The organism is Vulcanibacillus modesticaldus (assembly GCF_001730235.1).
In the GTDB taxonomy this organism is placed as follows: Bacteria; Bacillota; Bacilli; order Tepidibacillales; family Tepidibacillaceae; genus Vulcanibacillus; species Vulcanibacillus modesticaldus.
In genome coordinates, this window is the sequence record NZ_MIJF01000029.1 from 1 (window position 1) to 20,723 (window position 20,723).

The 20,723-nt window shown below is 32.5% G+C and carries 20 protein-coding genes and 1 riboswitch; of the genes, 15 read left to right on the plus strand and 5 right to left on the minus strand.

Translation table 11 applies throughout. From position 1 onward, the window contains the following. Window positions 1–368: 368 nt before the first annotated feature. The 8 genes from pepF to trmB all read left to right on the plus strand — a co-directional run bounded on the left by pepF (window position 369) and on the right by trmB (window position 9,693). Entirely contained in the window at window positions 369–2,180 is a 1,812-nt protein-coding gene (pepF, locus tag BHF71_RS06795; RefSeq protein WP_069656918.1) for an oligoendopeptidase F, read from the plus strand. 186 nt (window positions 2,181–2,366) lie between these two features. Further along, the gene (locus tag BHF71_RS06800) at window positions 2,367–3,005 is read left to right on the plus strand and encodes a class I SAM-dependent DNA methyltransferase (protein ID WP_069656919.1); all 639 of its coding nucleotides are present in this window, start codon (window positions 2,367–2,369) and stop codon (window positions 3,003–3,005) included. A 52-nt stretch (window positions 3,006–3,057) separates the two neighbouring features. Next, window positions 3,058–3,981 (plus strand): PLP-dependent cysteine synthase family protein, encoded by a 924-nt coding sequence (locus BHF71_RS06805; RefSeq protein ID WP_069656920.1) that lies wholly within the window; start codon window positions 3,058–3,060, stop codon window positions 3,979–3,981. Beyond that, window positions 3,982–5,115 carry a bifunctional cystathionine gamma-lyase/homocysteine desulfhydrase gene (locus BHF71_RS06810; RefSeq protein ID WP_069656921.1) on the plus strand — a complete coding sequence of 378 codons (1,134 nt, stop codon included), beginning with the start codon at window positions 3,982–3,984 and terminating at the stop codon, window positions 5,113–5,115. It begins immediately after the preceding gene. 152 nt (window positions 5,116–5,267) lie between these two features. Beyond that, window positions 5,268–6,746 carry an alkaline phosphatase family protein gene (locus BHF71_RS06815; protein ID WP_069656922.1) on the plus strand — a complete coding sequence of 493 codons (1,479 nt, stop codon included), beginning with the start codon at window positions 5,268–5,270 and terminating at the stop codon, window positions 6,744–6,746. A gap of 251 nt (window positions 6,747–6,997) precedes the next feature. Continuing rightward, a complete protein-coding gene (locus BHF71_RS06820; RefSeq protein ID WP_069656923.1) occupies window positions 6,998–8,167 on the plus strand; it encodes an MFS transporter in 1,170 nt (389 codons plus the stop codon). 94 nt (window positions 8,168–8,261) lie between these two features. Beyond that, window positions 8,262–8,993 (plus strand): glycerophosphodiester phosphodiesterase, encoded by a 732-nt coding sequence (locus BHF71_RS06825; RefSeq protein WP_069656924.1) that lies wholly within the window; start codon window positions 8,262–8,264, stop codon window positions 8,991–8,993. A 52-nt stretch (window positions 8,994–9,045) separates the two neighbouring features. Further along, entirely contained in the window at window positions 9,046–9,693 is a 648-nt protein-coding gene (trmB, locus tag BHF71_RS06830; protein ID WP_069656925.1) for a tRNA (guanosine(46)-N7)-methyltransferase TrmB, read from the plus strand. Between the two features lie 38 nt (window positions 9,694–9,731). Here the strand turns inward: trmB and BHF71_RS06835 are convergent, their stop codons facing one another. Then, complete coding sequence (locus tag BHF71_RS06835; RefSeq protein ID WP_069656926.1) at window positions 9,732–10,364, minus strand: hypothetical protein; 633 nt, start codon at window positions 10,362–10,364, stop codon at window positions 9,732–9,734. Between the two features lie 152 nt (window positions 10,365–10,516). After that, entirely contained in the window at window positions 10,517–11,884 is a 1,368-nt protein-coding gene (locus BHF71_RS06840) for an alanine/glycine:cation symporter family protein (RefSeq protein WP_069656927.1), read from the minus strand. 376 nt (window positions 11,885–12,260) lie between these two features. Between BHF71_RS06840 and BHF71_RS06845 the strand changes: the two genes are divergently transcribed. The 4 genes from BHF71_RS06845 to BHF71_RS06860 all read left to right on the plus strand — a co-directional run bounded on the left by BHF71_RS06845 (window position 12,261) and on the right by BHF71_RS06860 (window position 16,071). After that, on the plus strand, window positions 12,261–13,031 hold the full coding sequence (locus BHF71_RS06845; RefSeq protein WP_069656928.1) for a TerC family protein: 771 nt from the start codon (window positions 12,261–12,263) through the stop codon (window positions 13,029–13,031). A 20-nt stretch (window positions 13,032–13,051) separates the two neighbouring features. Next, entirely contained in the window at window positions 13,052–14,200 is a 1,149-nt protein-coding gene (locus tag BHF71_RS06850; protein ID WP_069656929.1) for a Na+/H+ antiporter NhaA, read from the plus strand. Between the two features lie 215 nt (window positions 14,201–14,415). After that, complete coding sequence (locus tag BHF71_RS06855; protein WP_069656930.1) at window positions 14,416–15,021, plus strand: superoxide dismutase; 606 nt, start codon at window positions 14,416–14,418, stop codon at window positions 15,019–15,021. A 198-nt stretch (window positions 15,022–15,219) separates the two neighbouring features. Further along, complete coding sequence (locus BHF71_RS06860) at window positions 15,220–16,071, plus strand: hypothetical protein (RefSeq protein ID WP_069656931.1); 852 nt, start codon at window positions 15,220–15,222, stop codon at window positions 16,069–16,071. A 33-nt stretch (window positions 16,072–16,104) separates the two neighbouring features. Here the strand turns inward: BHF71_RS06860 and BHF71_RS06865 are convergent, their stop codons facing one another. From BHF71_RS06865 to crcB (BHF71_RS06875), 3 genes are all read right to left on the minus strand, one after another. Continuing rightward, window positions 16,105–17,094, minus strand: coding sequence for a metal-dependent hydrolase (locus tag BHF71_RS06865; RefSeq protein WP_069656932.1), 990 nt, complete (start codon window positions 17,092–17,094; stop codon window positions 16,105–16,107). A gap of 147 nt (window positions 17,095–17,241) precedes the next feature. Beyond that, on the minus strand, window positions 17,242–17,598 hold the full coding sequence (gene crcB, locus BHF71_RS06870; RefSeq protein WP_069656933.1) for a fluoride efflux transporter CrcB: 357 nt from the start codon (window positions 17,596–17,598) through the stop codon (window positions 17,242–17,244). Beyond that, window positions 17,595–18,011 carry a fluoride efflux transporter CrcB gene (crcB, locus tag BHF71_RS06875; protein ID WP_069656934.1) on the minus strand — a complete coding sequence of 139 codons (417 nt, stop codon included), beginning with the start codon at window positions 18,009–18,011 and terminating at the stop codon, window positions 17,595–17,597. Before crcB (BHF71_RS06875) ends, crcB (BHF71_RS06870) begins: the two co-directional genes overlap by 4 nt. A 167-nt stretch (window positions 18,012–18,178) precedes the next feature. Here crcB (BHF71_RS06875) and BHF71_RS06880 point away from each other — a divergent pair, with 167 nt between their 5' ends. The 3 genes from BHF71_RS06880 to BHF71_RS06890 are packed head-to-tail and all read left to right on the plus strand — an operon-like array spanning window position 18,179 to window position 20,132. After that, a complete protein-coding gene (locus tag BHF71_RS06880; protein WP_069656935.1) occupies window positions 18,179–18,982 on the plus strand; it encodes a DUF421 domain-containing protein in 804 nt (267 codons plus the stop codon). 18 nt (window positions 18,983–19,000) lie between these two features. Further along, window positions 19,001–19,726: a YetF domain-containing protein gene (locus tag BHF71_RS06885; protein WP_069656936.1), complete on the plus strand. Its 726-nt coding sequence runs from the start codon at window positions 19,001–19,003 to the stop codon at window positions 19,724–19,726. A 40-nt stretch (window positions 19,727–19,766) separates the two neighbouring features. Further along, a complete protein-coding gene (locus tag BHF71_RS06890; RefSeq protein WP_069656937.1) occupies window positions 19,767–20,132 on the plus strand; it encodes a DUF4363 family protein in 366 nt (121 codons plus the stop codon). 65 nt (window positions 20,133–20,197) lie between these two features. Next, window positions 20,198–20,328: riboswitch (FMN riboswitch) on the plus strand. The last annotated feature ends 395 nt before the right edge of the window (window positions 20,329–20,723 follow it).

Genomic DNA, 20,723 nt, shown 5'->3' on the forward strand with positions numbered 1-20,723 from the left:
CTTGTTGTTAATTTTTTAACGTATTTGTCTTGCTTCATTTCTTCTACTTTTTGTTGTAATTTTACAGAATTGATAGGAGCTATCCATTTACCAAATGACGAAAATAGTGTATCCTTGTCCATAAGCATGGTCCTTTATATTGGATTTGGACAGGGAGCACCTGTACTTCCATTATAAAGGATTTTTTTATGAACTAGTGATTATTAGAAGAAATATTCTGACTACATTAATGCAACGCTAGTGTAAATTCACATATAATATTTTCTTTATGTGGAAAATAATCTTTAGTTGCAAAAATCGTTTAATTAATTTCGTTTTTAATATAATATATAAACAAACAAGGAAAAAATTACTAAGGAGGTAGGAATATGACCTTAGATAAAGGAAAAAGATTGCCGAAACGGGATGAAATTGATGAACAATATAAATGGGATTTGGAAGCTATATATCCAGATGATCAAACATGGGAAAATGATTTTAATAAAGTAAAACAATTGGCCGACGAATTAAAAGGGTATAATGGGAAGATTAAGAATTCCGCAACTGAGCTGTTTAATTGTTTGAAATTAAGTGATGAATTATCTATTATCTTAGGAAAAGCATACGTTTATGCAAGGATGAAAAAGGATGAAGATAACACTAACAGTAAATATCAAGCTCTTGCCGATCGAGTAAATAGTTTAAGTATCTACGTCAACAGTGTATCTTCTTTTATCGTACCAGAAATCTTATCTATTCCCTCAGAGGAGCTAGATAGATTTTTACAAGAGGAAGATGGTTTAAAATTATATAAACATTATTTAGATGAAATTGTGAGAATGAAACCCCATGTCTTACCAGCTGAACAAGAACAGCTTTTAGCACAAACTGGGGAGATAGCCCAAGCACCTGATCAAATTTTTGGAATGTTAAATAATGCTGATATAAAATTCCCGGTTATTAAAGACGAGAATAATCAAGAAGTTGAGTTAACCAAAGGTAGATATATTCAGTTTATGGAGAGTAGCGATCGCCGGGTGAGAAAAGATGCCTTTACAGCCTTATATAATACCTACAGTAGCTTAAAAAATACCTTTGCAGCTACCTTGAATTCCAATGTGAAGAAAAACATATTCTATGCCAAAGTTAGAAATTATCCTTCCGCTTTAGAGGCTTCATTATATAGTGATAATGTATCAGTGCAGGTCTATGATCAACTGATTGATACTATTCATAAGAATATGGAATTAATGCACCGTTATGTAAGCATAAGAAAGAAAATGTTAGGTTTAGACGAATTACATATGTATGATCTCTATACCCCGATTGTCAAAGATACAAAAATAAAAGTAACATATGAGGAAGCAAAACAAAGAGTAATCGAAGGACTAAAACCTTTGGGCGACGAATACTTATCTGAACTGAAGAAGGGGATCGATTCAAGGTGGATTGATGTTTATGAAAATGAAGGTAAGACAAGTGGTGCTTATTCTTGGGGATCTTATGGTACTCATCCATATATTCTCATGAACTATCAAGATAATGTGAATGATATGTTTACCTTAGCGCATGAATTGGGGCATTCAATGCATTCTTATTTCTCGCAAAAGAATCAACCGTATATCTATTCCCATTACAAAATATTTGTTGCCGAGGTGGCTTCAACATTAAATGAAGCTTTATTGATGGATTACTTGTTAAAGACAACTACTGATAAGAATGAAAAGCTATATTATCTCAATTACTACTTAGAGCAATTCAGAACCACAGTTTATCGTCAGACCATGTTTGCTGAATTTGAGAAAATGATACATGAAAAAGTGGAAGCAGGAGAAGCTTTAACAGCTGAGTTACTAAACCAAATTTATCATCAATTAAATGTTACTTACTATGGACCCGAAATAGTCGTTGATGATCTTATTAAAGTAGAGTGGGCAAGGATTCCACATTTTTATATGAATTTTTATGTATATAAATATGCTACCGGATTCTCTGCTGCTATCAGTTTAGCGAAACAAATACTAGAAGAAGGAGAGTCAGCTGTAAAACGTTATCTTGAATTTTTAAAATCTGGTGGGGTTGATTATCCAATTAATCTTCTTAAGAGAGCAGGGGTTGATATGAATACGAAAGAGCCGATTCAAAGTTCATTAGATGTTTTTAAAGATATAATGGACCAAATTGAAGAATTAATTGATTGATTACCAATACTTTGATGGAAGAAGGCTTCATTTGTCTCTAAAAAGACAAGTGGAGTCGAATTTTTTTGTTTGCATGTAATATATTGGAATCTTATTAAACTGTAATATCTTCTTGTCTAATAAAAATTAATATGATAATTTAAAAAAAATTACTACTATGATAATAGTTAAAAGGAGAAGCGAACAATGGGCAGAGAGTTTCTTAATAACTTTGAACAATGGGCAGAATCATATGATCTTTCCGTTAACGGTGAAGATGAACAATACAAAGAAGTATTTCGTAATTATGAAAGTATTTTGGATGAAGTTGCTAATCGTTCATTTGGAACTGTCATGGAGTTTGGCGTTGGAACTGGTAATCTGACAAAAAAAATTTTAGATAAAGGTTTAGATGTAATTGCAATTGAGCCATCCGAGGCAATGCGTCAAAAAGCCCTTGAAAAAATTCCAAATTTATCTATATATAATGGTGACTTTCTTAATTTTCCTACAGTAAAGTCAACTATTAATACAATTGTAAGCACATATGCCTTTCACCATTTAACAGATGACGAAAAAAATCTAGCAATTAAAAAATATAGCCAAATACTTAAAACTGGTGATAAAATTGTTTTTGCCGATACAATGTTTGAAAATGAGTGGGAACGTCAAAAAATAATGGATGAAGCTAAGGAGTTGGGGTATTTAGATTTATTAAATGATCTAAAGACCGAATATTATACTTATATTCCAATAATTAGAGAGATTTTTGAGAAAAATGGCTTTGAGATAGAATTTATCCAATTTAATAAATTTGTTTGGTTAGTTGAAGCTATAAAGAAATAGACAATATTTATTAATTTCGAAGTAGTTTAAAATAAGAATTGGGGTTGTTCTTATGAATATTTATCACAATGTACATGAATTGGTTGGGAATACGCCAATGATTGAAATTACGCAATTTCAGCTACCAAGAAACGTACGCATATTTGCTAAATTAGAGTATTTTAATCCAGGTGGGAGTATTAAAGATCGTTTGGGGCAAGAATTGATTCGAGATGCTCTAGAAACTGGAAAATTGAAAGAGGGAGGTACGATAATCGAACCTACCGCAGGTAATACAGGAATTGGGCTAGCGTTGGCAGCAATTAATAGGAATATTTCTGTAATATTTGTCGTACCGGAAAAATTTAGTCAAGAAAAGCAGGAATTAATGAAAGCTCTTGGTGCAACCATAATCAATACTCCGACAGAATTGGGGATGGAAGGGGCGATTAAAAAAACTAAAGAACTATTAAAAGAAATTCCTAATTCTTATAGCCCTCAACAATTTGAAAACCCACATAATCCTTTAACATACTATAAAACACTTGGACCTGAGATTTGGCAACAATTAGATGGGAAAGTAGATGTATTTGTTGCAGGTGCAGGAACAGGTGGAACATTTATGGGGACAGCTAAGTATTTAAAGGAGCAAAATTCTAGTATTAAAACTGTTATTGTGGAGCCTGAAGGATCTATTTTAAACGGTGGAGAAGCAGGTTCGCACAAAACTGAAGGGATTGGGATGGAATTCATACCTAACTATATGGACAAAAGTTACTTTGATGAAATCTATACTATTCCTGACGAACGAGCATTTAAGATGGTGAAAGAACTTGCGATTAAAGAAGGGCTATTGGTAGGCAGTTCATCAGGAGCTGCCTTTGAGGCTGCTCTACTAGAAGCCAAAATTGCTAAACCTAATACAAACATTGTAACAATATTTCCAGATAGTAGTGAAAGATATCTAAGTAAACGAATTTATCAAGGGGGTATTTAATTGAAGCAAAGAACAAGATTAATACATGGTGGAATAAGTGGAGACCCCAGCACAGGTGCAGTCTCCGTTCCGATATATCAAGTCAGTACTTATAAACAAGATGGAATTGGTAAGCATAAAGGATATGAATATTCTCGAACAGGAAATCCCACCCGACATGCGTTAGAGGAATTAATAAAGGATATTGAAAATGGAGAAGCTGGATTTGCTTTTGGTTCTGGTATGGCGGCCATTAATGCTGTTATGATGCTCTTTAACGCTGGTGATCATCTGATATTAACAGATGATGTTTATGGTGGCACATATCGGATTATGACTAAAGTGTTGAATCGTTTAGGAATAGATGTTTCCTTTGTTGATACCAGTAATATTAATAATATTGAAAATGAGATACGTGATAACACGAGGGCAATATACATTGAAACACCGACTAACCCACTTTTAAAAATTACTGACATCAAAGCAACAGCGGAATTGGCACAATCTAAAAACCTATATTTAATCGTTGATAACACCTTCAGTACCCCATATTGGCAAAATCCTATTAGTCTTGGAGCTAATATAGTTATCCACAGTGCGACAAAATACTTAGGTGGTCATAGTGATTTGGTTGCGGGACTTGTTGTAGTTGATTCCGGGGAGTTAGCTCAAAAACTTCATTTTATTCAAAACTCAACTGGTGGCGTGCTCGGTCCCCAAGATTCTTGGTTATTGATTCGTGGTATAAAAACATTAGGGGTAAGAATGGAAGAGCACGAGAGAAATGCCCAGGAAATTGTAGCCTTTTTACAACAACATCCTAGTATTAAAAAGGTTTATTATCCTGGTTTAAAAACTCATCCGGGACATGAGATAGCTAAAAAACAATCCCGTGGTTTTGGTGGAATGATTTCTTTTGATGTAGGTAGTGAAGAAGCTGTAGAAAAGCTTTTAAATAGAGTAAAATATTTCACGTTGGCGGAAAGTTTAGGGGCAGTTGAGAGTTTAATATCCGTGCCCGCAAAAATGACTCATGCTTCGATTCCGAAAGAACAAAGAGAAAAAGTAGGTATAACAGATGGATTGATTCGTATTTCAGTTGGTCTCGAAGACATCGAAGATCTTATCAATGATTTAAAATACGCTTTAAGTTAAAAATTTAGAGGTTTGATAAAATGTGACAATAATATTGTTCGTCTTAATACTGAAATTGTTATCAGTATGGGACGAACTTTTTTTAAGAATAGAAGTGTATCATTTTTCAAATAATAATTTTGATTTTGTATTAGCTTTAAGGGAGATAATTTATGAAGAAGGTAATCTTATTATTAATCGATGCCTTAATGCCTGAAGTATTAGAGAATGGAATAGCTACTAATAGGACCCCTGCACTTAAATTCTTGGTGAATAATGGTGTACTTATCCGAGATTGTGTCACAGCTTTTCCAACTATGACCGCTACAGTCGATGCAACATTGATGATGGGGGTATATGCGGATCAGCATAAGATTCCAGGGTTAATATGGTATAACCATGATGAAAAACGATTAATAGATTATATTAATGGTGCTAGAACAGTATTTAATTTAGGGATAAATTTAACATTACAAGATGTGATGATTAATTTAAATGAAAAACATCTAAATAAGAGGATAAAAACTATTTTTGAAGAGGTAGCTGATGCAGGTCGGACATCAGCATCCCTTAACTTCATCATTCACCGGGGTAGGAATAGGCATTCGTTAAGGTTACCATTATTATTAAATATATTTACGATGTTTTCCATGAATAAAAAAGAAGTAAGTGGCCCGGATATGCTAAGCATTGGGGCAATGTGTAAGCCTAAATTATCAAAGAGAAAGATTTTTTGGGGTCTTAATCAATCATTTTTAAATAAATATGGTATTAACGATAGTTTCGCGTCTCAAGTAGCAAAAGCCATAATTGTTAGTGGGCATCAGCCTGATCTGATGTTTATATATTTTCCTGACCATGATCATTATCTCCATAAGCATATAGATCAGCCTTTGCTAAACTTAGAAAAAGTAGATCGTAAAATTGGGGATATTTTAGATGTTTTCGGTTCATGGGAAAGAGCAATTGCCCAAACAACATTTATTATAATTGGAGATCATGGTCAAACGGCCATTGGAAATGAAAAAAAATATAATATTGATTTAGATCAAATGTTACAAGAGTTGAAGATAGTTAAAGTAGGGAAAAAAGTTAAAGAAGATGATGAGGTTATAATCGCCAATAATGAAAGGATGGCTTATATTTACCCTTTAAAACAAGAGGTGCATAAAAATATTAGAGCGATATTACTTAAAGATTCTAGAATAGACTTTGTTGCTTGGAAAATGAATGGAATGGTGATTGTTGAGAAATATGATGGAAGAAGATTATCATTTAGTAAAAATGGTGAGTATGTAGATCCATACGATAAAACGTGGGATATTGATGGTGATTTGGAAATACTAGACATTAAAATGGATAATAACAAAATATATTTTGATCAATATCCTGATGCTTTATCAAGATTGTATGGGGCTTTATTTTCTCAGGATATTCCAGTTTTCGTTGTTTCAGCAAGAACTTCTTACGAGTTTAAGTCAAAAACTTTTCCAAACCACCTTGGTGGAGGAAGTCATGGTTCTTTACATAAGACTGACTCAATCGTACCTTTAGTGGTGACCGGTGCTTCCAAAAGACCTAAGGAAGGAATAAGAATTGTTGATTTAAAGGATTATATTTTACAATTATTGCATATTAATCAAGAGCATTAACTTCATTGGTTATGCTCTTTTTTTATAAATTTTTTAAGTATCAATAAATTTATAGCAAAAAAAATTATATTGACATTATTTTTATGTGGTAATAGAATACTGAATAAAATAAAAAAAATACGTATACACGCAAACTTGCTACACTTTTAAGGAAAAAGTCTGGAGGACGAGTCTCAGTTATGATGTTGAGATTTTTCCTCGAGGCTTTTTTTATACCTTAGAAAGTATAGGTTTGAAATTGGGGGGATAATATGGATTTTGCTAAAAATATTAAAGTTTACTATCTGTATTCCTTTTCTGACCAATTAATTTTAGGTCCAATAATAGTGCTATATTTTATTGCTAAGGGTTTAAGTTTTACGGAAATAATGGTATTACAATCAATAGCAGCCATTTCTGTTGTTATTTTTGAAGTACCAACGGGAGCGGTAGCAGATAGGATTGGAAGGAAGTTAAGTATAATAGTAGGGTCGTTTTTTTGGGCTTTAAGCCTGTTGGTATATATATTGGGAAATAATTTTGTATTATTCGCTGTAGCTGAAATTACTTTTAGTTTAGGAGCAACATTTAAATCTGGTGCAAATACAGCAATTATATATGATTCTTTAAAATTTATTAATAGGGTACGTGAATTCCAAAATATTGAAGGGAATGCTAAATCTTTATTTCTAGTTGCTCAGGCTATTGGTTCGGTGATAGCTGGATTTGTTTATGAGATAAATATTTATTTACCGTTAATAATATCAATCGGATTAATGTTAATTAATATTTTTATTTCATTAAATTTTAAAGAACCACCTATTAGAGAGAAAAGTAGTATATATAGCACAAAGTATTTTGATCAAATAAAAGAAAGTGGGAAATATATCTTAAGAAATGACAAGATTAAGGCACTAATATTGTATTCAATGATATTTTTTATTTTTTTTCGCACGGGATTTTGGTACTTTCAGCCTTATATGGAGAGTGTAGATATACCTGTGAGATATTTTGGGATTTTGTTTTTTATTTTTAACATGACAGCAGCAGCTACCTCGAGATATGTTTTTCTAATTATGAAAGTAACCAAACCAAAAACATTAACATTTTTATCTACTCTTTTGATTTTATCTTTTATTTTGATGGGAATGATAAGAACTTGGGTAGGGGTATTTGCAATTTTATTACAACAAATTGCTAGAGGATTATATGGTCCTGCCATGAACAAGTATTTAAACAAACATATACCCTCAGATAAACGTGCTACTATTCTTTCTTTTGAAAGCTTGGCAAAAAATATAACAGTAGCAATAACACTTCCATTTATGGGAAAATTAAAAGATTCTCTAGATATATTTATTTCGCACCTTGTTATTGCATTTATAATGGTAGTTATGACTTATATAAGTTTAAGTTATATGAATAAACGACTCGGAGTTTGATATTTTGTTACCTATAACTTAATTCATGTTATAATACGAAGAAGTGATGGATGTTTTTATAAAACTATGTGGGAATAAATATAGGTGGTTGCAGATGAAAAAATTTTTAGTAATTGCCCATAGGGGAGCTTCTGCTATCAGCCCTGAAAATACGATGATTGCTTTTAAAAGAGCAATAGATATTGGCGTGAATGCAATTGAAACTGATGTTCAGATGACAAAGGATGGTCAGTTAATTCTTATACATGATGAAAAGTTAGACCGAACAACAAATGGTATGGGGTTTGTTAAGGATTTAACGTTAGAGGAAATTCGGAATTTAGATGCAGGTTCATGGTTTTCGTCCGAATACCAAGGGGAAAAGATTCCGACCTTAGATGAATTTTTTCAATTGGTTAAACCAACAACATTATTTATAAATTTAGAAATAAAAATGGGTTTTGTGATGTATCCAGGTTTAGAAGAAAAAATAGTACAAAAGATCAAAGAATATGATATGGAAAAGAGAGTAACTATTTCTAGTTTTAATCACTACTCAATTGCTCTAGTAAAACGAATTGCACCTGAATTGAATACAGCAGTTTTATATACTGAAGGTTTATATCAACCTTGGGAATATGCTAAGTTTATTGGAGCAACAGCGTTACATCCCTATAAAGAAGTTGTATATTCTGATATAGTAAGAGGGGCCCATCAGTCAGGTATGAAAGTTTTCCCATATACTGTAGATGATAAAAAAGAAATGTTATCTATGATTGAGATGGGAGTCGATGGGCTAATTACGAATGTACCTGATCGCCTCCTGCTCTTGTTAAGGGAATTGTAAGCAATAGTTAAAAGAAATGATTGAAGATATGATTTGAAGAGGAGATTGCCATATGAGACTTAGAAAAAGACCTTGGGTTAAAGAAGAAATAATGCAATATACATCTTATACTGTAGTAAATCCTGAAAATCATAAAGGTGTTTGGCATAAATTATTTCAAAATAATAATCCAATATATGTGGAATTGGGAACAGGGAGAGGAAGATTTATCACTTCACATGCTCAAAATAATCCTGAAATAAACTATATTGCAATAGAGCAGAAACAAGAAGTCCTTGTTCAAGCTATTAGGAAGGCAAATCATTTAGAACTTTCCAATATCAAATTTATTTTGGGAAACGTCAATCGTATTTTAGATTTTTTTGGACAAGGGGAAATTTCTAGAATTTATTTGAATTTTATCGATCCTTGGCCTAAGAAACGTCATGCTAAAAGACGATTGACACATCAACGTTTCTTAGATATGTATAAACATATTCTTAATGATAATGGTGAGATTCATTTTAAAACTGATAACGAGTTGTTATTTGAATTTTCATTAAATGAACTTTCTGGACAAAAATTCCGTTTATCTAATATTAGTTTAAATTTATATCGGGATGAACACAATTTAGCACAACACATTCAGACTGAATACGAAGAAAAGTTTATTAATCAAGGTAAACCGATCTATCGATTGGAAGCAAAAAAAGAAAGTTAAATTAGAAAATGGTTGCGACGGGGCAACCATTTTGTTTTTCAGGAAACCATAGTCTGTAATATTGCTTCCTTAATATCTGAAAGTGATTTTTCATAAAAAATTTCCCATTCTATTCTCTGTGGTGCAGGTAACAATGCGGTACTTAAATCGATATCTATTTGTCTAAGGGTTTTATTTTTCCATTTTTTATAACTATAGAAAAGAAGTCTTGTTGAAAACATAGGGTATTCAAAGCCGATAGAGATTAATTTAATTTGTGTTTGTTCATCTTTTTGCTGTAACGAAGGAAGTTGCTGATAAAGTTCTTCTAATTTTAAAAACGCTCGTAATAATTGAGCAGGGATATGGATTGAATCAGTTTTCGGAAGCAAATTATATTTAAAATAGATTTGACTAGAAATTGTCATATATGAGTCGTAATCATCAACTTGAAATTTTAAACCTCGTTCTAGAGCTTTTTGAACAGATTGTTCTAGTATGGAATAGAAAATTTCTTCATCCAAATGAGTATATAAAGGTTTTATTCTAAGTAGTAATTTCATATAATAATATTTTAATTGATTAAAAGAATATGGGTTTCCTGATAAAGATTTTTGCCAAAAATCTTTTATCTCTGATGGGGTAAGATCACTAACAGCATTAATTGTTTGGATGTGTTCTTTAAGATTCATGTTTATTTCCTCTCTTCATAGCGGAACTTATTTAATAATAAATTGAGTACAATACATATTTTATCATATCTTGTGTTTAAAGGACCTTCAAAAGTAAAAAAAGGGTTGCTGAATTGTCAGCAACCCATCATTGCGTAAAAACAAAACTTAAGCTACATATTTTGAGAAACCTCTTTTGATTCTAGTTTTTCCTGAGCAATTTTTTCCTTAATAACTTTGGTTTCAGCTACTACCACACCTGATAAGGCAATTAAACCGATTAAGTTTGGAATAGCCATCATACCATTCATCACATCGGCAATATCCCATACTAAGTTAAGGGTTAATCCAGCACCTATTAAAACGGAGATAGAAAATGCTATACGATAAAATAATACCGATTTTGCACCGAATAAATATTCAAAGCTCTTCTCCCCGTAATAGGACCAACCTAGGATAGTAGAATATGCAAAGAAAATTAAGCCGATGGTAACTATCCACTTACCAACGCCGGGTAGGAACATATCGAATGCATTTGCAGTTAATGATGCTTCATCAACTCCTGCAACATCATATAAACCACTCATTGTAATTACTATACCAGTGAAAGAAGCAACGACAATCGTATCCAAAAAGGTACCAGTCATCGATACTAATGCTTGACGACCTGGAACATCAGTTTTAGCCGCTGCTGCAGCAATTGGAGCAGAACCCAGACCAGCTTCATTGGAAAATACCCCTCTTGCTACCCCCCAACGAATAACTGTACCAATAGCACCACCAGCCATTGCTGAGCCGGTAAAGGCATCGGAGAAAATATGTCCAATCGCAGCTGGTACTTCGGTAATATTTAAAATGATGATAATTAATCCACCTAAAACATAAAAAAGTGCCATAAAGGGAACCAAGAATGAGGTTACACGACCAATACTTTTAATTCCGCCAATGATAACAAGTGCAGTTAATAATGCTAGAATAACTCCGGTAATCCACGGATTAATTCCCACGCTAGCAGCGATGTTCCCTGCGACAGCATTTGATTGTACCATATTACCAATACCAAAAGCTGCTACTGAAGCAAAGATTGCAAATAGAACAGCCAGCCATTTCCATCCAAGTCCTTTCTCAATGAAGTACATTGGACCTCCAGCCATTTCGCCATTTTCATCTACTACTCGATATTTAACAGCTAACACACCTTCTGCGTACTTAGTTGCCATCCCTACTAAAGCTGTAATCCACATCCAAAATACCGCTCCTGGTCCTCCTAAAACTACTGCAGTAGCTACACCTACAATGTTACCGGTACCAATTGTAGCAGCTAGGGCAGTCATCAGAGCTGCAAAATGAGAAATATCTCCTTCAGATTTAGTATCTTGAGATTTTGAGAATGAAAGCTTTAATGCATAACCTAAATGAGAAAACTGTAAGAATGAAATCCTAAGAGTTAGAAAAAGTCCAGTACCTACGATTAATATGAGGAGTGGCGGTCCCCATACAAACCCACTAATTTTACTCAGTAATTCACTAAATAACTCCATAACTTCACCTCGCTAAAATATTTTTGAAAATTTAAAAAATTGTACACATTTTATTTTACATGATATAAGTTAATATGTGAATAATTATTATAATTTTTTTGTATTTATTAATGATAGCGAACTCTTCAAATTTGATATTGACTTTAATGGATATGCTCTGTTATTATATGCTTGAGAAATAAAGGGGAGTAGCTTTAACAGTAAAGATCGTCATTACAAGACTAACGTCTTCGGCTTTACTGGCAACGAATGTTGTTAGCAAGACCTTTACCGATGGGTAAAGGTCTTTTTTATTAAATAGCCTTTACCTAAAAATGGTAAGGGCTATTTTTTTATTTATGGATTTCAAAAAAATTGATAGAAAGGAACGACTTTTATGGAAGTAGGTTTAATTTTGGAATACGGTTGGGTTTTACTAGTGCTAGTCGCACTTGAGGGGATCTTAGCTGCAGACAATGCACTAGTGATGGCTATTATGGTAAGACATTTACCTGATAAAAAACGTAAAAAAGCGCTTTTTTATGGTTTAGCCGGAGCTTTTGTTTTTAGATTTATTTCTTTATTTGTTATATCTTTTCTACTGAATATTTGGCAAGTTCAAGCGGTTGGAGCAATCTATTTAATTTTTGTATCAGGAAATTATTTAATCAAGAAAGTGATTTTTAAAAAAGAATATGATGAAAAGCTTGAAAAAGAAGAAAATAAAGGTAGTGGTTTTTGGACAACAGTTTTGAAGGTTGAATTGGCTGACATAGCTTTTGCGGTTGATTCAATATTAGCTGCCGTAGCTCTAGCTGTTACTTTGCCAGCAACAAATTTACCAAAGATAGGAGGTATAGATGGAGGGCAATTTTTAGTAATACTTTTAGGTGGTTTAATTGGAGTAGTCATAATGAGATTTGTTGCAAGTTATTTCGTTAGATTGCTAAAAGAAAGACCCGGGCTAGAAATAGCAGTCTTTTTGATTGTTGGTTGGATTGGCATTAAGTTAGGGGTTTATACCTTATCCCATCCTGAATTGGGAATTATTTATGATGGATTTCCAAAGCTGCTAGCTTGGAAACTGATCTTCTGGATAGTATTAATTCTCATCTCTTTAGGGGGTTGGCTATTATCAGGTAATAGAAAAGAAAGTATTAATTCATAAAATAAAGGGGAGGAATGATTATGAGTAAAACAGTTCATTTATTAAGAGAATTTTCTTTACCATTAATTTTTGGTGTTTTAGTTGCTATATTTTGGGTAAATATCGACCCAAATAGCTATTATTCAGTAATTCATCATAAATGGTTTGGTAATGTTGATTTACATTTTATTGCTAATGATATTATCATGGTTTTCTTTTTTGGAATTGCTGCTGTTGAAATTACACAGAGTGTATTACCTGGTGGGGATTTAAATCCCATAAAAAAAGCAATAAATCCTCTTTTTGGTACTTTGGGTGGAGTACTAGGGCCAATTAGTGTTTTTTTCTTATTAAATTATTTAGTGGGAGATCCATCTTATTCTAATGGCTGGGGAATTCCAACAGCTACAGATATCGCTTTAGCTTGGTTAATTGCTAGATTTATTTTTGGTAAAAATCACCCCGCTGTGTCTTTTTTATTACTACTTGCTATAGTAGATGATGCGATTGGATTGGGTATTATTGCCATATTTTATCCTGATCCGACCCATCCAGTTAATCCTGTATGGTTACTTATCACATTGTCAGGAATGCTTTTTGCATTTATTTTAAGAAAAATGGGAGCAAAAAATTACTGGCCTTACATTATATTAGGAGGGGGTTTAAGTTGGATTGGTCTTTATAAAGCTTATATTCATCCTGCTCTAGCTCTAGTATTCATTATTCCATTTTTACCACATGCTAAAAGAGAACGTGAACATATTTTTGAGGAGAATCTAGATGACCATTCTCCTCTAGCGCAATTTGAACATGAATGGAAAGCTTTTGTTGATTTTGGATTATTTGTTTTTGGACTAACAAATGCAGGCGTTGAGTTTTCAGCAATTAATTCAGTTACTTGGATAGTATTTTTATCATTACTACTGGGTAAAAGTATGGGAATAACACTTTTTTCTTGGTTTGGAGTAAAAGCTGGTTTTCCGCTTCCTCAAGGGATGGAATATAAACATATAATATTGGTAGGAATTATAGCTGGATTAGGGTTAACTGTTGCTTTATTCGTTGCAGGAGCAGCATACACTGATCCGTTAATTCAAGGCTCTGCGAAGATGGGAGCATTATTTAGCGCTTTTGTTACATTAATAGCGTTTATTGTGGCAAAAATCTTTAAAATTAAAAAGATAAACTAAGTAAAATAATAATATATTTAAATGTGTTTAAAAAATTATGACAATTATTTTAAAAACTTTTTATACTAGATTGTTGACAAAGTTTTAAAAGTATTGCATAATAATAACAGAAAGAAAATTTGTTAAAGATAAGATTAAAATTGAACAAATATTTTTGGAAAAATCGACAATTTATAATTAGTGATAGTAAACATTTCTTTAAGGAGGAATTAAAAGTGAGAAAACATGAATTACCACCATTACCATATGGCTATGATGCATTAGAGCCATACATTGATGAACAAACATTAAGATTACACCATGATATTCACCATAAGGGCTACGTAGATGGACTTAATAAGGCTGAGGAAAAATTGGCTGAAGCGCGTGAAAAAGGTGATTTTGGGCTAATTAAGCATTGGGAACGTGAAGCAGCTTTTCATGGCTCAGGACATTATCTTCACAGTATATTTTGGAGTAACATGAAGCCTAATGGCGGAGGGGAACCAACCGGTCCGATTGCAGAGCAAATAACTAAAGATTTTGGTAGTTTTGAAGCATTCAAAAAACAACTAACCGCAGCTACAGTGGCTGTTGAAGGATCAGGTTGGGGAATTTTAGCTTGGGACCCAACATCAGAAAAGCTAGTTATTTTACAAACTGAAAAACATCAAAATCTAACTCAATGGGGAGTAATGCCTCTATATGTAATGGATGTTTGGGAACATGCTTATTACTTAAAATATCAAAACATGCGAGCAGCGTTTGTAGATAACCTTTGGAACCTTACCAACTGGGATGATATCAATAAAAGATTTGAAGCAGCAAAAAAAACTAAATAATATAAGATGATTTTAAGGGTTAACCTATAAGAAATCTTAAGGATTTTTTAAGGTTGACTCTTTTTTTATTGTCAGGAAGCTACCGTTTTTTATTTTTGTAAATAAGTCAAAAATTGCATTGAATATGGAATTGCCTCATATTTTATCTATGAAAACAATTTTAGAATTTTATTAAGGTTATAATGGGGGATGGAGATAGTGATGATAAGAGTAATTGGAAAATTCTTCTTGGGGATGGTAATTTTGTTGATCGGGTTGTTTATTTGGAATTTGCTTCAAGATTCAAGTGATGAATATGTTATTAAATATTTCCCCATCAATAATAAAATAATCTTTACCGATGTCGGATCTTCTTTAGAAATATTTAAGCAAGATAAAAAATATATGGTCGTGGGAGAAAGTTGGTCAAAGACTAATAAAAAGGTTTATCTACGTCAAGATGTAAATTTGTTATTTCGAAATGGTTTTTTAAAGCAATTAGATTATCCGTGGAAAGAACAAACTGATTGGATAGTCAATAAGTTGCAAGTTCCTTTAGAAAAAGATTCGATTTATACCTTATTGTCATATCATCATGCGGAAATTCATGAAGATAGTAAAATAACCAGTAGCCAAGCAGTAACTGCTGATAAATTATACGTAGTGTCTTTTAAAGATTATTGGGAAGCGTTTAAGGAACCTAAGAATACGAGACAAAAAAAAGAAAAAGAAAAAATGGATCGTATATATAGCAATCAGAGAGAAAAATTAATTGCGAAAGCTATTAAAGAATTAAACATTAATCAATCCAACTATGACATCTATGATTTAGATGCATTTTCCCTAAAAAAAGTGAACTCTAAGGTGATAAAAGCAAATCAGTGGGATAAGGTTCTCGGTGGTCTATGGGAAGGATTGTATCATTCATATGTTCTAGGTTTTACAGAAGATGAGCTCAAATTTTTTTCACCACCGATGCCATGGGTTTTAGTAGACATTAATGGTACCCATTTACTCGTTATTTTTCAACACTCTGATGGTCGATTTGAAAAATTAATTATGGAGATTTAATACTGTTTATAACAATTCAGATAATTTTTAGGCTTATAAATGTTGTTTGATTAATATATCAACCTTTTTAGAGATTTGACCTTGATTGTAAGTCCAACCAATGTATGAATCAATAATCTGATAAGATTCATCTAAAAGAACGATTGCTAACAATGGATAATGATTATTAAAACGATAACGAAGATCAAACCAATGAACTTCATAACCAAATGGGGTCTTTTTCCATTCAGGATAAGTATAGTTAGAAAAATTCAACAATACTTTTACCTTTTTATCAAGTTTGGAAGCTTCTATTGCTTTATGCTTTTTGGGTAATACTCTAGATTCTATCCACTGCAACTTTTTGTTACGGACAACCCCAATATTATATTTAGATGGCGTTTTTTGTATCACATTCCAAACCGACCAACGGATAGTAGGTAACATAATAAGTTTTCCTGTTATTTTATGAAGATAGCGTAAACGATTTAAGGTATTATAGTATGCCCACGTTCTAACGACAAGATAGATTATCGTCAAAAGATAAACAGTACTAAAGATATAAACTGAATTAAATTTTTGTAAACTCCATATAAGAATAGCAATGATATGAATTATGAAAATAAAAGGATCAAAAATATTAATAATATTTAATGCTATCCATTTTTGAGAAAAGGGACGCAAAGCTTGGGTACCATAGGAATTGAATATATCTAATATTATGTGAACTAAAACCGCAACAAATGTCCAAAAAACTAAATGGAAATATGGGATTGAAGGATAAAAAAGCATGATTAATGAAGAGATGACAATTGGCCAAATTATAATTGCTAGTAGTGAATGTGTTATTCCACGATGACTTTTTATATAACTACAGGTTCCACCAAAAAATCTTGTTATACCATCAAGATCTGGTGCTTGCGAGCCAATTACTGTACCTAATAGAACTACTTGGGATAAAGTATGATTATTTGTGATTGCAGGATCAATACTTGATAACCCAGCTAAGCTGATTCCTATCACAAAATGGGTTCCTGTATCCATTTTTCCCTCCTGAAAACTACATAGTTTTACAATATAAAAATACTTTTAGATATATTATAGTCGATTAGAAAAAAAATCATCCAATTCTCATTAAAAAAATCGCCATGAAAGAATGGCGAATGTAAAAATGAAAATCTGATAAAATGTTTAAGAAACGTAGAAAAAACCTAAAGTTATCATAATCATAACGACAAGTATATGAAGTCCAATGTATGCAAATGCGGTAATGATTTTTTTTTGTCTAACAATAGTTATTGACTCAAAGGAGAAGGTAGAAAAAGTTGTAAAGGAACCTAAAAAACCCCCTGTTAGAAAAAGATAGAAAGGTTGCCAATCACTATCTAAACTTATTTTCAATATGAGTCCAAAAATAAAAGAACCTACTGCATTTACGAATAATGTGGCTAAAGGTAAAGCTTTTGAATAGGATTTCAAATGCTCTCCTATCAAATATCGCGATATCGCCCCTAATGAGCCTCCTAAACCGATAATTAACCAATTCATGATTCGCTCCTCCTTATATTAGCGCGAATATCATGGGTAGTAGTTTTTAATGCTATCTTTACCCCTATCCAAGCGAAAAAGATTCCTAAAATAAAACTAGAAAGTAGATAAAGAATTGCTTGATCAAAGGCTCCTAGCTGAACCAACCGCAGAGTTTCAACGCTAAATGTAGAAAAGGTGGTGAATGAACCTAAAAATCCGGTTGAAAATAATAAAATCAGTTGGGGAGATAAAGAAAATCGCTCCCTTATAACCGTTAAAAAATAAGCTAAGAGAAATGATCCTATTAGATTAATGATTAATGTGGGATAAGGAAAAATATGATTAGGATACAATTCCGACAATAATTTTCCAGTCTCTACCCTAAATATAGCTCCTAAAAACCCTCCAATTCCAACATAAAAATAATTCATCTTCCAACCTTCTTTACCAACATATTAATTAGCAAAAAGTTTATGCAAAGCCAATTATAACTTATGAAAAATAAGTTTACAAATTATTCTTATTTTAGTTTTTTTAATTGTCTAGTGTATGGGGACTTATTAAAAGGTAAAATCTAAGACTGAAAAGGAGGGGTTATATGGAATGGTTAAAGATTGTCGGTATCAGTTTAGTAATGATTTCTCTTGGTTTCACAATACTAAAAGTGATAGCGAAGCGTAGTTTAAATGAAATGTCTATTTTTAATATCTTTTTAATTTTGATGTTAGCTAATATTTTATCAGAACCATTGAAGACTAATAATTTAATTGAGCTCATAATACCGGTAACTATGATAGTAGTGACTTTTTTTATATATTCCTACCTCTTAAGTACTAATAAATGGGCAAAGAAAATAAAAAATGATCCAATCGTTCTTATTAGGCATGGAAATATTGATGAGAAAGGGTTAAGTAAAGCCAAGATGACGATTACAGAAATTTTAGCTGAATTAAGGTATAAAGGGTACGCCCATGTAAAAGATGTGGAATTTGCTATTTTAGAAGAGACTGGAAAAATCAGCATAATTCCTAATGTAGCTAAAAGACCAGTAAATACGAGCGATTTATCTATCGTGACAGGGTATGAAGGGGTACCAGTCCCGTTAATTATAGATGGGGCAATCCAATATGATAACCTTGCTAAAATAAATCTTTCTCCCGAGCAATTGATAAAACTCTTAGGTATGCAAGGGTATAGTTTAGATATGATTAAGACAATATCTTTAGCGGTGTTAGATGAAAACAAAAGAATTGTAATCGATCAAAATGACGATATCAATCAAGGAAATATTGATCAGAAACAACAAAGTTTGACGAAAAAAATCCAAGAAGATATTAAAGCAGGTAAGAAGGAGCCTGAAGATCAAGATTTAGGACCAATTGATGATTATATAAAAATTTAAAAGAAAAGGGGATTGGGTATGGATGAGTCTATCGTAATTATAGTCCGTTCATTTATTGCTTTTACAACCCTGCTGTTGTTTACAAGGATTTTAGGAAAACAACAAGTGGGAGAATTAAGTGCTTTTGAATATGTAGCAGGAATAACCATAGGATCTGCTGCTTCGTCATTAAGTATTGATTTATCTATAAAACCATTACCACAGTTTATGGGGTTAGCTACTTGGGTATTCCTGGTCTTAGTATTGCAGCGTCTAGCCCTTAAACATAGATGGTTTGCTAAGGTAACTAGTGACCAACCAACTATTGTTATTCAACATGGTAAGATTTTAGAACAAAACTTAAATAAGTTGAGATATCGTTATGACGAATTGATGTCTCATCTGAGAGATAAAAATGTTTTTGATATCACTCAAGTTGAATATGCCCTATTAGAACCTAATGGTAACTTAACAGTTCTAAAAAAATCACAGTATGAGCCAGTAACTCCGAATGATTTACAGATGACCACTGCTCCAAGTGGTTTGATGGTCGAGGTTATATTAGACGGTAAAATAATTGAACAAAATCTTAAAGATAAGCAAAAGGATTATAAATGGTTGATGGAACAACTACAAATTCAAGGAATTAAAGATATGAAAGAAGTGAGTTTTGCGGCGATTTTACCGAATGGTCAATTATATGTTGATAAATTTAAGGACTCATTAAAAAAGATCGATGTCGGAGATTTTAAAGGACCTTTTTGATGAATTGAAGTAATATTGGGGGTTAAGAGAGGGTGATTTCATGGAAAAAAAACTGTTGATAATTGGGTCAGTGCTGATGATCGTTATATATATTGCTATAATGGGTAGTGGTGCATTTTTAAAACAACCTCTTACCAAAAATGACGATGTAATCAAACAGCTTAGTTTAGTTGAGAATGCTGTAAAGAAAGATGATTGGCAAAAAGCAGAATCTCATTTAGATAGAGGATTTCAAGCGTGGGATAGGGTTAAAAACAGGATTCAATTTAGTGTAGAGAGGGAGTTTATCGAGAAATTGGATGATGAGATGGCAACTTTACAAGGTGCAATAAGTGTAAATGATAAACGAACTTTACTAATTACCATCGAAAAAATTAAAAAGATTTGGGATGAAATGGGTAAATGATATTGTAATTTATGAAAAGTTAGTTATAATGTTTCCTAGATGGGAAAACAAGTAGCAAATATTTATATTTCCTTCGGGGCAGGGTGAAATTCCCGACCGGCGGTAATCTAGATTTAGAGAGCCCGCGAGCTAATGTTTTAGCAGATCTGGTGAGATTCCAGAGCCGACAGTATAGTCTGGATGGAAGAAGGATGTCGTAGTTTGTGATGTACGTACGCACATTCGTATGTTTATCTGTTTGGTTTGCTGTTTTTCAAATCAAATGTGTATGAACATTAGCCCCTAGAGGAATCTTAGGGGTTTTTTTAGTGCATTCATACGTGCTTCCTAAGGCATCTCATTTATGGTAGTGTCAAAAGTTCTATGAAAAATTAAACGTTTGGTGAAAAAGAAATTAAGAATGACAAAATTGGGGAACAAAGAACTTCACAAAGGGTTAAACAAGTATAGCAAAAGCATGACTTCATTTAAACAGTGACAAAAAAGAGCATACTGAAGCAGACTCTTAAAACAGAGCCTAATTAATACTGTTAGATTAAGCAGACTGTTGCTCTAAAATAAATTCCTGTGACAACTCAATAAGTTTAGACC